At 41.7% G+C, this 13,042-nt stretch carries 9 protein-coding genes; 5 read left to right on the forward strand and 4 right to left on the reverse strand.

What is annotated here, in order from left to right; genetic code table 11:
* Positions 1–30: 30 nt before the first annotated feature.
* Together WKF66_RS19895 and WKF66_RS19900 are read right to left on the reverse strand one after the other, a co-directional pair.
* Positions 31–1,725, reverse strand: a complete 1,695-nt coding sequence (locus WKF66_RS19895; RefSeq protein ID WP_489676255.1) for a hypothetical protein — start codon at positions 1,723–1,725, stop codon at positions 31–33.
* Between the two features lie 8 nt (positions 1,726–1,733).
* Positions 1,734–2,507, reverse strand: a complete 774-nt coding sequence (locus tag WKF66_RS19900) for an ABC transporter ATP-binding protein (RefSeq protein WP_489676256.1) — start codon at positions 2,505–2,507, stop codon at positions 1,734–1,736.
* Positions 2,508–2,871: 364 nt separating this feature from the next.
* On the opposite strand from WKF66_RS19900, the gene WKF66_RS19905 reads away from it, so the two are divergent.
* From WKF66_RS19905 to WKF66_RS19920, 4 genes are all read left to right on the forward strand, one after another.
* Entirely contained in the window at positions 2,872–5,259 is a 2,388-nt protein-coding gene (locus tag WKF66_RS19905; protein ID WP_489676257.1) for an ABC transporter permease, read from the forward strand.
* 53 nt (positions 5,260–5,312) lie between these two features.
* Positions 5,313–6,701: a hypothetical protein gene (locus WKF66_RS19910; protein ID WP_489676258.1), complete on the forward strand. Its 1,389-nt coding sequence runs from the start codon at positions 5,313–5,315 to the stop codon at positions 6,699–6,701.
* 181 nt (positions 6,702–6,882) lie between these two features.
* Positions 6,883–7,959: an aminotransferase class V-fold PLP-dependent enzyme gene (locus WKF66_RS19915; RefSeq protein WP_489676259.1), complete on the forward strand. Its 1,077-nt coding sequence runs from the start codon at positions 6,883–6,885 to the stop codon at positions 7,957–7,959.
* 2 nt (positions 7,960–7,961) lie between these two features.
* A complete protein-coding gene (locus WKF66_RS19920; protein ID WP_489676260.1) occupies positions 7,962–10,469 on the forward strand; it encodes a beta-L-arabinofuranosidase domain-containing protein in 2,508 nt (835 codons plus the stop codon).
* Here the strand turns inward: WKF66_RS19920 and WKF66_RS19925 are convergent, their stop codons facing one another.
* A complete protein-coding gene (locus WKF66_RS19925; protein WP_489676261.1) occupies positions 10,470–11,024 on the reverse strand; it encodes a hypothetical protein in 555 nt (184 codons plus the stop codon). It lies immediately after the preceding gene.
* Positions 11,025–11,087: 63 nt separating this feature from the next.
* Between WKF66_RS19925 and WKF66_RS19930 the strand changes: the two genes are divergently transcribed.
* Entirely contained in the window at positions 11,088–11,504 is a 417-nt protein-coding gene (locus tag WKF66_RS19930) for a Fur family transcriptional regulator (RefSeq protein ID WP_489676262.1), read from the forward strand.
* On the opposite strand, the gene WKF66_RS19935 is transcribed toward WKF66_RS19930, so the two are convergent.
* Entirely contained in the window at positions 11,501–13,003 is a 1,503-nt protein-coding gene (locus WKF66_RS19935; RefSeq protein WP_489676263.1) for a sialate O-acetylesterase, read from the reverse strand. The genes WKF66_RS19930 and WKF66_RS19935 overlap by 4 nt on opposite strands.
* Positions 13,004–13,042 lie beyond the last annotated feature (39 nt).

Genomic DNA, 13,042 nt, shown 5'->3' on the forward strand with positions numbered 1-13,042 from the left:
CCCTAATATACAAGAATAATTATGCACCGCTTAAACTTCCGATAATTCAATATCGTTCCAGGTTTGCCTTTTATAATACCTTAGCATCAACCAATTGATTAGGAGTACCGGAATGATAAGCGCCCAGATCAGCAGCTCCCATTTCATAGCAACATAATGAGCAAAACCCAATGCTCCTATACCACTCATGACAACCAGCGAAAGGAAAACCCTGCCACCACCCTGCTTCACTTCAATCGGCTTTGAAAAAGGCAAGGCTTTCACCATAAAAATCGCCATAATCAGCCCGTAGATCATGCACATTAAAAAGGCGAGAATGAGATCGTTTATCGCCTGCAAACCCCAAATAGAAACAGTTAGACCACCAATGAAAACGCAATACGGGAGGAAATAAAAAACGATAATAGATTTATACATTCCAGACAGTATCTTACCCGGCTCGCCAATAGGCAGCGCATAGTACACCCAGGAAGATTTATACTTGTCCGACATCGTGATATTTGTCAGCACTGCCGCCAACACGAACGTGCACAAGTAAATCAGAAATACATAGTTGTGACCAGCTTGCAATTTCTCCCATTTACTTAAATTGCCTTCCGCTTTGCCACTAAGCGCGAAATACAAAAAGTAGATGGGGACATAAGCAAGTGCCGGATAAACCTTCATTTTAAATTCTCTGGTTCTGGAAGCAAGTTTGGCAGTGATGCGAAACCCGGCATTCTCAACAGGATCCTTGATCAGTAAATTCGAAAGTTTATCAACTAAATTCAACTTACTCGCATTAGCCTTATTGACTACTGAATCATTATTTCCTTCGGAAGTTGCTAGAACTGATAAGCTTCTGTTGAATCCAGGAGCCAGTACCTTAGCCACAAACCAAAGACCTACAAGCGGAAAAACGAGTCCGGCAACCGCCAAAACCGCGGTGATTAAAGTCGCACGTCCCCCATGGAAAATCAATTCATTAAATGCACTAATCCAAACCGGCGGCAATAAATAGGACCACCAGTGGCTAATCAGGCTTACGTTCTCAAGATCCGAGAGGTTGATCAATTTTGGCAGCAAATAATAGGTCGCAAAGATCAAAATGGAGAACCCAATCTGAAAATAGCTGATCACATCTTTAAATTTCTGCGGACTAACAATCTTCATTAGCACCAGATAGACGATATTAACGAGCAGAATACTTAGAAAAGTAGCTTCCAGGACCTGTAATAAAAACACTGGCACAGCCAACACGCCGTCGATAAAGCCAACCATGATAAGACCCGGTAATCCTTGCAATAGCGCAACCCTTAACACATAAATGGTGATGTGCAAAATTCGGGAAACAGCAACCGTACTGTCGTTCACTGGTCGAGGCAACAAAATATATTGATCTTTCACGTCAATAAGAACATTGGTAAAATCTGAGATCAGCGTAAGCGAAAGCATCACCATAAAGACTACAAAATAGAGTGACTGCGCAACATATGGTCCCTTGCTCGCAAATAAGATCAAGCCTATAAAAATGCCTATTATGACAGTGAATATAGTAGTCATCCACTGCCTTGACGTATCAGACATCTGCTTGGTATTGCTTCTTCCTGCAAATAGTCCGCTCGGTCTCCGGTTGTCCATTTTGAGCTTAACATCCAGAATAACCTGCAACTGATCTGTATTAACACCCATGCGGAGCAAAATGGGACTTAATAATGAAATGCACTTTAAAAATAGCTTATTCATATCGCTAATTAGCTGAAAGCGTTAATGATGGCATCAGCTTCATTGGCCTGATCTTCCCGACCTGTCAGTTTTGAAAATATACGTTCCAGGGTATCACTATGATTCTGTTTAAGAGACTCAAAGGACCCATCGGCAATGATCTCGCCTTTATTGATCAGTAGAATTCTATCTGAAACCTTTTCAACCACATCCATCATGTGCGAGCAGTAAAAGATCGTTTTCCCTTCCTGCGACAACCTGATGATTAATTCTTTGATCATGATTACGGCATTAGCATCCAAACCAGAAAGCGGCTCGTCTAGCACAATAATCTTCGGATCATGAATAATCCCAGCAATCAGCAATACTTTTTGCCTCATCCCTTTTGAAAAGGTATCCATCCGATCATCAACCACTGCCCCGAGACCGAATGCGGCAAGCAGTTTTCTTGCTCTTTCCTGCAACAATCCTTCCTCCATTCCGTAGAGCTTACCGATGAAATCGAGATATTCTGCCGGACTAAGCACATCATAGATCTCAGCATTCTCGGGAACATAGCCAATAAGCTTTTTGATTTCCTGTGGATGCTCAGCCATACTTAAGCCATTGATCAACACTTCACCTGCGAAGTCGGGTATCAAGCCGGTAAGAATTTTTACGGTTGTCGATTTACCAGCTCCATTAGGGCCGATGTAGCCGATTACCTGGCCGGGATAAATGTCAAGGTTGAGTTCCTTAAGCACCATTTTGGCGCCATAGGATTTGGAAAGTTTCCGTATTTGGATGAGTGGTGCGACGGTCATAGAGCGGTATTTATCAAGAACGAAAGATAATGAATCTGGTTGACTGAGTTAAACTGTTGACCGATAAATACTAAGGTTAAACAAAATAAAATAAGTCGATAAAATTGTTTAACTTTAGGTAAAATGCGTTTAGTAACACAGAAGCTCATGTCTATCTTGGGTTTGTCTCTGAAGACCGAAAAGAGAGGAGTATCAGTCAGTATCTGGGAATGTTACTGATCTCATGATGTTCGGTACCGCACATCGATTGTTCGCAAACGAACAGGAATTATGTGGTTTAATACCTGAATAGTGCTTTATAAACGTGTAATGACAGTATTTGAAGATGGCATTACATTAGCTAAACGGATCCAAACGTTAGTATATGTTTAGGCTTAACCTCAAGATAGCATTTCGCAACCTTCTAAAAAACAAGGTTTATACGCTGATTAACATCCTCGGATTATCAATCGGAATGGCAAGCTGTATATTGATATTTCTCTTTGTACGGGCTCAGCTAAATTATGACCAGGGTTTTCTTAACGGCGATCGCATCTATCGATTTGTAACGGACTGGAAATATAATAGCTTCGACGATTACTCTTCGGGCGTTCCGCTTCCCTTATCCGCAGCGATGCGAACAGAAGTCTCTTCGATAGAAAAAGTAGCTAATATCTCTAAGAACGGTGGAGTAGTTCAGGTAAAAGATCAACTCGGAAACACAAGAATTAAAGCCACAAAAACGTTTTACTTCGCAGAACCGGAAATCTTCGATATATTTCAGTTAGACTGGCTATCGGCAAGGCCAGTTAAAGAGTTAAGAGAGCCAAACACAGTAGTACTGTCCGAGACCGAAGCTACAGCGCTTTTTGGAGACGCAAACACTGCAGTTGGAAAACATTTTACTTTCTGGAATTCGGTGAATCTGAAAGTCGTAGGCGTGTTTAGGGACATGCAGGTGAGCAGTGTTCCAATGGATATCGTAATAAGTTATCCTACCTTTTATGGTAAAAACAACAAAGATTGGAACTCCGTGAATGGCAACAATCAATGCTTCATGCTCTTGAAAGCAGGCGTAACTGCGGAAGCTTTTCAAAAAGATCTAGTCGCCTTTAACAAGAAGCATTTCACAGATCAGACAGTCTCAGGCAATCAAATCAGTGTGCTGGAGCCTCTAAATAACATACATTTTAGCGAGCGTTACTGGAACTTTGCAGAGACAAGCGTAATGAAAAAGCAGCTTTATGGCCTCGGTATAATCGGCTTATTCCTAATCTTAACCGCTTGCATAAATTTCATAAACCTGGCAACTGCCCAATCCGTGAACAGATCAAAAGAAGTTGGTGTAAGAAAGGTGCTTGGGTCAGAGCGTTCACAATTGATTAGCCAATTTCTTACGGAGACCGTTGCTGTGGCACTATTGTCACTGTTGATTGCGTGTGTTCTGGCAGAACTGGCTATACCATTCATGCAAAACTTGTTTAAAGATGACATCGTATTTAGCTTATTTGGCACGCCATCTATCTTCCTTTTTCTGTTGGTACTCGTGATTCTAGTCAGCTTTCTCGCCGGTTTGTATCCTGCAATAGTTATGTCTGGGTTTAAACCAGCATTGGCTTTAAAAAATAAGATTACTGTGAACACGAAGAGTTTGGGGTTGAGAAAAGTGTTAGTGGTTGTTCAATTTGCAATTACCATCATTTTGATTATCGGCACCTTGGTAATTATAGGGCAAATGAACTTTTTACGGAGCAAGCCACTTGGGTTTCGCAGTGATGCTATAGTTGTACTTAACATGCCTGGTGAAAGCAGAAATGCATCCGCAGAGCAAAACTTCAGCACCAAGTTGAAACAAATAAATGGAGTAGAAAGGGTGGGCTTTGGCTATACACCTCCTTTGTCAGGGGCGGTAAATTCCACGAATTTTAACCTCAACGGCGAGGAAAACATGGACTTTGAAGTTCGGTTACTGAGCGCTGATGAACAGTATTTTAAGCTTTTCAATCTGCAGATCTTAGCAGGAAAAACATATTCTCAGGCTAATGACAATAAAGGCTATGTGGTAAACGAAACTTTCTATAAGAAGGCAGGCTACTTACGTGCGGAGGCAATATTAGGACAAATTATCAATCAAAATGGAATAGAAGGACCTATAGTTGGAGTCGTCAAAGATTTCAATGATAAAAGCTTAAAGGAAAGCATTTCCCCAATTGCTTTGTATTCGTTGCCCAGACAGTATGAATGCGTGTTTGTTCGCATTGCGCCCGAACATGTGACAACCGCATTTAAGGAAGTGGAAGCAGTATTTAATGCGAGTTTCCCGAATGAGGTTTACTCTGGAAGGTTTGTAGATCAGGAGATTCAAAGCTTTTACGACACTGAAAAAGTGATGAGTGTCTTGTTTAAGTTTTTCGCTGGTGTTATCATTTTCATTTCGTTCATTGGTCTGTTTGGATTGATTTCTTTTGTTGCGAAACAACGCAGCCGCGAGGTGGCTATTCGTAAAGTGCTGGGCGCAACTACTGTGGAGCTGGTAAGAATGCTTAATGGATCGTTTTTACTGATGGTCTTTTTGGCTAATGTCCTTGCCTGGCCTTTGGCCTATGTTTTCGTTTCAGGCTGGCTTTCGGGCTTTGCGTACCGTATGAATCTTAGCATTTGGCCATTCGCAATAGCTATGGCAATCTCAATGGCCATCACTCTGGCAACTGTTAGCTTAAGATCGTATAAAGCTGCGGTTGCAAATACTGTTGATGCCTTGAAGTACGAGTAATGTTAGGAGGAAATGATATATTTGAGTCAGACCAAATCATATCCTTTACCTAAATGAAAAGACCTCTCCTCTCCTTCTTGATCGTGTTATCAAGCTTCGCTGCATTTGGCCAAATCTCTTTTGAAAAAGACTATGCTGCAGCTTTGAAAAAGGCACGGCTTAGTAAAACTCCTTTATTCATTTATATTACCCCTGACGGTAGGATTCCGGCGGCGAGTTACACATCTGGAATAAATCTACCTGAAGTAGTAAAGTTCTATAATGAGCACTTTACTAGTCTGAGGATGCCCATGGCATCCCCCGAAACAAGAGAGCTGACCTCCAAATATCAGATTAACAGATATCCCTGCTATCTTTTTTTGGACACAAATGAAAACCTGCTGTTTAGAAAATTTAATAACGATCCGCAGGCAAAGTTTTATCTTGATCTGGGCAAAGAGGTTCTCGAAAGATTGGACACTAAAACTTCTATGTATCACTACGAACAGCGATATGCAAATGGTCAATTAGAGAAGGGATCTTTAAAAGATTATATAGAACTGAGACAGGAAATCGGGACTACGAATAATGCTTCCCTTGTTGAGGAGTATGTGAAGTTGCTTAAAATCGGCGATTTAGACAATCCTGAGGAAATCTTATTTATATTAAGGGCCGGACCCTTTGCTTATGGAAAAGCATATTCTTATGCTTTTAGTAACAACAAGTTGGCCAATGAAACTTTCATGGCTTTGCCCATACAGGAGCGAATAGAAATTAACAATGCCATCTCAGAAAATAGTTTAAACGAAGCCATCGTGCGACGAGATATTCAATTGGCCCAGCAAGTATCAAACTTTGCAAGAAGGATCCATACAGACTACAGGGAGGGCGAGCGACAAGCTGCATGGAAGATGCTTTATTATTACAAAGCGATTAAGGATACCACAAACTTCTTCAGGAGTGCGATTAATTACAATGACACCTATTTCATGACGGTAAGTGTTGATTCAGCAAAAAAAGCGAAAGCTGAGAATCAAAAGAACATCGATATGATAAAAAGCTTCGGGAAGACAAAGCGCAAAGTTGTGAAAACGGCGCCTCCTGTTAGCACTGATCAACAGAAAGTTACCGTAGTAACTAAAAGAATTATAACCGTCATCGACAATGGAAACAACGTCTCCAATTTCCTTAATACAGCTGCCTGGGATTTCTATGAACTTGGCACAAAAAATATCAATTACTTGAGCAAGGCCTTGCTATGGAGTAAAAGGTCAATTGAAATGGATCCTGTTCCGGCCTATTATGACACACTTGCACATATATTTTATAGGATGGGTCTTTTTGATGAGGCGATCTTAAATCAAAAGAAGTGTATTGAACTAACGGAAAAGCAACCAGGGATTAATTTCAGTATAGTCAACTATAAATCAGAACTAATTAAGATGAAAGAACGCAGGTTGTAGCCCCTCGACTTTCTTTAGATGTGTTAGAAACTAAACATTTAGTCTACCATTTCTTAAAAAAAAATTAGTCGTATCACGTTTCATATTAATTAAAATAACAGTCCAGTAATCTTGATTTAAGCCTGTTAGCAGGGGGGAACGAGAAAAAATGGCTATTTTTATCGGCGTTAAATCCGATATTATGCCCTTTAAAGATCAGTTTCCCCTTCTTGAAAAATATACTTACCTGGACACCGCCAGCTCAGGACTACTTTCTAAAAGGCAAGTAAATTGGCGCCATGCGCACGACCAAAGCTTTTTTGAGCAAGGCAGTCTTTTTAGACTCACTCAGGCCTCTTTCTTACATGATGTGAAGATCCATGTTGCCAGGTTCTTTAATGCGAAAACAGAGAACACCTTTCTTATTCCCAACTTCTCGTTCGGCTTCAATACGTTACTACAAGGGCTTCCGGCCGAACAACGCTTTTTACTGCTAGAAGAGGATTATCCCTCAGTGAATTATGCGATTGAAACGAGGGGTCATACTTGTCAATATCTATCAATGGGTGAGCAACTGGAGGAAAGAATTGTTGAACACATCAGAACTCAGAAGCCTACTGTCTTTGCTTTTAGTCTGGTGCAGTATATTACCGGGGTGAAGCTGAGTTTGGAGTTTATCAAAGAGCTAAAAGCGCTTTTCCCTGATCTACTGATCATAGCAGACGGCACACAATTCTGTGGCACTACCTCTTTTGATTTTGAGTCGTCAGGGTTCGACATCTTTATGGCGAGTGGTTATAAATGGATGCTTTCTGGCTATGGAAACGGTTTTATGTTTTTAAAAGATGAGATCGCTTCGAAGCTTTTCTCCGAAGCAAGACAGCGCCCCGCGCCTAAGGAACAATTTCTACAAAGTAAAAGTCTACTATCCGTATACTTTGAACCAGGCCATATGGATACCCTTAATTTTGGCACCTTAAAGCAATCTATCTTGTACTTCGAAGAACTGGGGATGGACTTTGTTGGCCAGCAAACCAAATCGCTAAGTGATAAGGCAAAAGCTGCTTTTACAGAACGAGGTTTGTTGTCGAAATTTGTTGCAGAAAGAAAAGAACATTCCACTATATTTAACCTTGCACTGAACACAGAAAAATACCAGCAATTACTAGCCGCAGACATCATTTGCTATCCAAGAGGTAGTGGTATCAGACTGGCATTTCACTTCTTCAATACAGAAGCTGACCTGGAAAAACTGCTTGATGTGCTTTCTAACCAATAAGTATGAAGATTAAAGCATTTATTTTCGCAAGCTGCCTGATAACGGCCTCAGCTTCTGCACAGCAAACATCATCTAAGGACTACGATTTTAATAAAGTCCCTCTTAGACAGGATGTATATGTACAACTTCCCCTCGGAAGCATCAAAGCGAAAGGCTGGTTATTAAAGCAACTGGAACTCCAGAGAGACGGTTTTACTGGCCACGCCGAGGAACTTTATCCGGAGAAGGAAAACTTAGGGGCTAATTCAGACTGGCTCGGTGGTGACGGAAACAGTTGGGAAAAAGTCCCTTACTATGTCAAAGGCCTTGTTGCCCTTGCCTACACTTTAGACGATGTATCACTCAAAGCTAAAGCAAAGAAGTGGATCGATTACACCTTAGATCATCAGCAGGAAAACGGATTATTTGGTCCGCCGAAGATGAACGATTGGTGGCCTAGAATGCCTTTTATGTATGCTGCGCAGAGCTACTACGAAGCGACGAACGATAAACGAGTCATACCTTTCCTTTCAAAATACTTCAAGTACCAACTGGCCAACCTGGATAAAAGTCCGCTTGATAGCTGGGGGAAGTCGCGAGCAGGCGACAATATGGAACTCGCTTTATGGGTATACAATAAAACAGGTGAAAGGTATTTACTCGAGTTGGTGAGAAAGCTAAAACAACAGGCCTACCCGTGGATAGACATCTTTAATAAGAACCAGTTTTTCTATTACGGCGATGACTTCCAGCCTAAGCACATGGTTAATGTAGGACAGGCATTGAAGTTCCCGGCGGTTTATTCCCAGGTGGACAAGTCGGCTAACACTACCGATGCGATGCAGAATGGAATAGATCATATCATGCATGACCATGGTCAGCCTCAGGGAATTGGCGCAGGAACAGAATTTATGTCGGGCAGAAGCTCCGTACAGGGCGTTGAAACCTGCACCGTTGTGGAATGGATGCAAAGCCTGGAAACAGCTTCGAGAATTATTCATGACTCCCATATTGGTGATCAATTGGAAAAGGTAGCATTTAACGCATTACCTGCTCAATTTAGCAGGGACTTAAAAAGTCATTCTTACTACACCTTGCCGAACCAAGTGAAAACAGCAATTGGTCAGCACGGGTTTAATCAGGATTATAACACTGGTGTAATGTTAAGCCCTTATTCAGGCTTCCCCTGCTGCCGGTATAATATGCATATGGGTTGGCCTTATTTCGTTAAAAACAGTTGTTTGGCTACGCCAGATGGTGGGATCGCGATAAATACCTACGGTCCAATGGAAATTAGTGCCAAAGTAGCAAACGGAGTATCGGTTAAAATAGATGAAGAAACAAATTACCCTTTTGAAGAGCAAATCAGGTTGAACATCTCGCTCTCTAAGCAAGTTGCCTTTCCTTTACAACTTCGGATTCCTGAATGGTGTGCAATGCCTGAGGTATTGGTTAACGGAAAGCGTTTGTCTGGTGTTAAATCTGCTTCCATGTTTACGATAAAAAGAACCTGGAGCAATAATGACAAAGTGGTCCTTAATTTCCCAATGGAGATTGCTGTGGAAAAACAAGTTAACAACGGAGTAAGTGTGGAGCGTGGACCATTGGTTTATGCGTTGCAGATTAAAAAGGATATCAAAAACATCAAGCAGCATGCAGTTGCTGGTTTTCATGACACAGAGATATTTCCTGCATCTGCATGGAACTACGCACTGGAACTTTCTAAAGGGCCGTTAAATAGCCAATTCAAAATGGTCAAATCCATAATGCCTGCTAACCCATACGATACTGAAGTAAGTCCACTTACCTTAAAGGTAAAAGCAAAACAGCTTAATGGCTGGACGCTTGATTATGCGAAAACAGCAGCATTGGACGTTCCTTTTAGTCCTGTTAGTACCAGCAATCCGACAGAAGAGATTGCTCTGGTTCCCTTTGGATCTGAAAATATCAGGCTGAGTATCTTTCCAACAGTTGGAGATCCGGTATCAATTAGCAAAACGTACAAGCAAACATTCGATAACAATGCTTCAGAAGGATGGGTGATCTATGGTGGAGGTTGGTTTTACAAAGACAACGCAGTTCACTGCGCTTCGAATGAAAACAATACTTCTGGAAGATCTGGGTCCAAGATCATTGCAACGGCCACCGACTTTGCGAACTTCAACTACACCGCTGATGTTGCAGTTAATGCGACTGGTGATGCTGGACTGATGTTTCGGGTTTCTGATCCTGCGATCGGATCAGAAGCGTACAAAGGTTATTATCTCGGCCTAAACCCAAACAACGGGACCGTTGAACTTGGTAAAGCCAGTGCAGGCAAGTGGGTAGTAATCAAATCCGCTAAGTACCCTGTAAAGATGAATGAAAAGTACCAGGTTACTGTTAAAGCGGTTGGCGATCAGTTTCAGGTTTACGTGAATAGCACTGAAGTTTTAGAAGCGAAAGATGCGGAGTACAAAAGCGGGCACATTGGCTTAAGAGCATATGGTGCGCTGGCAACTGTTGACAATATAGACGTTAAGGCGCTGTAGTTATGGTAACGCCTCAATCTCTTTCATGTAGCCAACATAGGCCTCTTTGTAGTTAATGTTTTTGGGAGCTCTTTGACTGATATATTCTTTGAAGTCTTCCAGGTCACTCTCTGTAAAGCCTAATTTAACGAACAATTGTTTATCATTCTCCCAATTGCTCAGATTAACCGGCTGGCGTTCCATCTTTCTATATAGGATCACTCCGTTCCGGAAATCCTGGTAGGAGATGGAGTTCTTAAAATCTTTGAAGTAATCAACTAACACCTTAAAAGTCGAGGCCTTACCCGCATTTACCTGCTCAAGCATTAGTGCGCTTAAAACATTCGGCTTTAGCAGTTCCATATCAATACTGTCAAGATCAAGGTAATGCCTCAAAATTTTAACATCTTGTATAAACAGTGAGTCTGTGGGAATCACTTTATGAGTAGCGAAGTAGGGCTGCTTCTCTAAAAAGCTATCGTATGGGAACTTTTCTTGTGCAGAGCTATCCACTGATCTCAATAGTGAGAGCAATACAAGGCATACTGCACATAAATAGCGCATTGTTTTTTTCATAGGAATCACAAAGGTAAAACATCTTATCTTTACATTGTAAATGTCCTGATAATACATAAGTAAATGAGTAGCGTAAATCCTGATGAAGTTTTAAAGTCGCACGGCTTGAAGAATACAAAACAACGTCAGCTAGTTCTGGAAGAACTGGCTAAAATGAACAGTGCGGTCTCTCAGCCCGAGTTAGAAAAGACGTTGGGGAAAGAGATGGATCGGGTTACCTTATATCGCATATTAAGCACCTTTGAAGAGAAAGGAATCGTTCATAGCATATTGGACCTGAACGGGACCACCAATTATGCTTCCTGCTCAGCCTCTTGCACCGAAGGGCACCATCATGATGAACACCTTCATTTTAACTGTACGAACTGCTTAAAAATCTATTGCCTGGACGTCAAGATTCCAAACGTTAAAATGCCATCCGGCTTTAAGGCTGTGCACGTTGACACCACCGCTTCTGGTCTATGCAATAATTGCAGTTAAGGCTTTGGTTCCGGCCAATCGTCGGTTCTAAATGGAAATGCAGGTAACCCTTCTTTGTTTTGAAAGTTCGTCACGGGATAATTGGTAAATGCATAACGAACGGCCACAGGCTTTTTCACTTTATCTGAGCTTAGCACAACCGTATTACCTTCAATTCGAGCTGACGCGTCGTAGAACTTTTGATCGGCACCCGCCAGGGTAAAGAACTTTGGTGCCGATTGGTCGTTGGTGTTAAGTCCAGTTCCGAGTCCTAGCTCCGCGAAATGTATGATTGCAGTTTTGCCTTTGACCTCTAAATACTTATAACGAGGACCTTGATAAACTGCAGTATCGAGCCCATAAGTGCGGTTCAATGCTGTTTTTGCAAGCCTGATTCCTAAAGGCCTTTTGCTTTTAGGATGCAAGTCTTTTGCCTCGCCTACGTCCATACTTACCACCATGGCCGTGTTATTGATCTCTGATACCTTTTCCTGTGACTCCCTGAAAAAGGCATAATCTGCTAGCGTAGGGTCTTCTTTATCATAAAAGTATGGCGCCACCTGTACATAGTAAAAGGGCAGTTCGCCTTGTGCAAATTTCTTCCGCCATGACTTAATCAGCATTTGAGTGGCCAGTGTGTAAGAAGCCCGCTCCATCCTGTTACCTTCACCCTGATACCAGCAGAAACCCTTAATCGATAAATTGATTAAAGGATTGATTAATGCATTGTACAGCAAGAAAGGGCGCGTTACTTTCTCGAAGCTAAAGCCAGAATTCACCGTTTCTTTAGACTTCGGACTGCTTAGGTAAGGCTGTAAGTACACCGAGTCCAGGATAGGGTTGCTTTTTAAAGTTTCTTCCGGTAAAAAAGCTTCCACTTTCGAAGCACCTATTCCCGAGAATACCAAGCCTATAGGGATGTTAAGCGAATTATATAACGACTTACCAAAATAGTATCCTACCGCGCTGAAGTTCTTTACTGTTTCAGGATTACATGCCTGCCACTTTCCTTTGATGGCTTGTATCGGTGTAGCACTGAAGTTAAGATCGGAATAGAAGAGTCTGATATTAGGGTAATTTGCGGCCGGCAATTCTGTAGCGGCATTCTTATCTTCCAGGACCTTAAACTGCATATTTGATTGTCCGCTGCAAATCCACACCTCGCCTATCAAGATATTTTCAAGTTTCACATCAGCTTTGCCGGATGTAACCCCTATAGTGTGCGGTTTAAAATCTCCCATCTTTACGGCAGGAACATCAATAAGTACTACAAAGTTACCATTTGCGTCAGCAGTTGCGCTAACCTTTTGACACCAATCCGCAGCTACTGTTACCAAAGCATCAGGAGATGCAGTACCCCAGATTTTAAAGGGTTTGTTTTGCTGAACAACCATATTACTCTGCAATACATTGGATAAAAAAAGCGTTTCTTGTGCCTGGACACTTAGTATGTGGAGCAGCACAAAAGCCAGCAGACAAACTAACTTCTGTAGGGAAGGACCTATGTTTTCTGTTTTCATCTATATTTGGTTATGAGCTGCTGAGCAACAATCTATTGC

Source organism: Pedobacter sp. (assembly GCF_037719805.1).
Classification (GTDB): Bacteria; Bacteroidota; Bacteroidia; order Sphingobacteriales; family Sphingobacteriaceae; genus Pedobacter.

What these genes read in the sequence shown, in the direction of transcription:
- WKF66_RS19910 (WP_489676258.1), top strand. Translation starts at nt 5,313, where the DNA reads ATGAAAAGACCTCTCCTCTCCTTCTTGATCGTGTTATCAAGCTTCGCT.
- WKF66_RS19900 (WP_489676256.1), bottom strand. Translation starts at nt 2,507, where the DNA reads ATGACCGTCGCACCACTCATCCAAATACGGAAACTTTCCAAATCCTAT.
- WKF66_RS19920 (WP_489676260.1), top strand. Translation starts at nt 7,962, where the DNA reads ATGAAGATTAAAGCATTTATTTTCGCAAGCTGCCTGATAACGGCCTCA.
- WKF66_RS19930 (WP_489676262.1), top strand. Translation starts at nt 11,088, where the DNA reads ATGAGTAGCGTAAATCCTGATGAAGTTTTAAAGTCGCACGGCTTGAAG.
- WKF66_RS19925 (WP_489676261.1), bottom strand. Translation starts at nt 11,024, where the DNA reads ATGAAAAAAACAATGCGCTATTTATGTGCAGTATGCCTTGTATTGCTC.
- WKF66_RS19895 (WP_489676255.1), bottom strand. Translation starts at nt 1,725, where the DNA reads ATGAATAAGCTATTTTTAAAGTGCATTTCATTATTAAGTCCCATTTTG.
- WKF66_RS19905 (WP_489676257.1), top strand. Translation starts at nt 2,872, where the DNA reads ATGTTTAGGCTTAACCTCAAGATAGCATTTCGCAACCTTCTAAAAAAC.
- WKF66_RS19935 (WP_489676263.1), bottom strand. Translation starts at nt 13,003, where the DNA reads ATGAAAACAGAAAACATAGGTCCTTCCCTACAGAAGTTAGTTTGTCTG.
- WKF66_RS19915 (WP_489676259.1), top strand. Translation starts at nt 6,883, where the DNA reads ATGCCCTTTAAAGATCAGTTTCCCCTTCTTGAAAAATATACTTACCTG.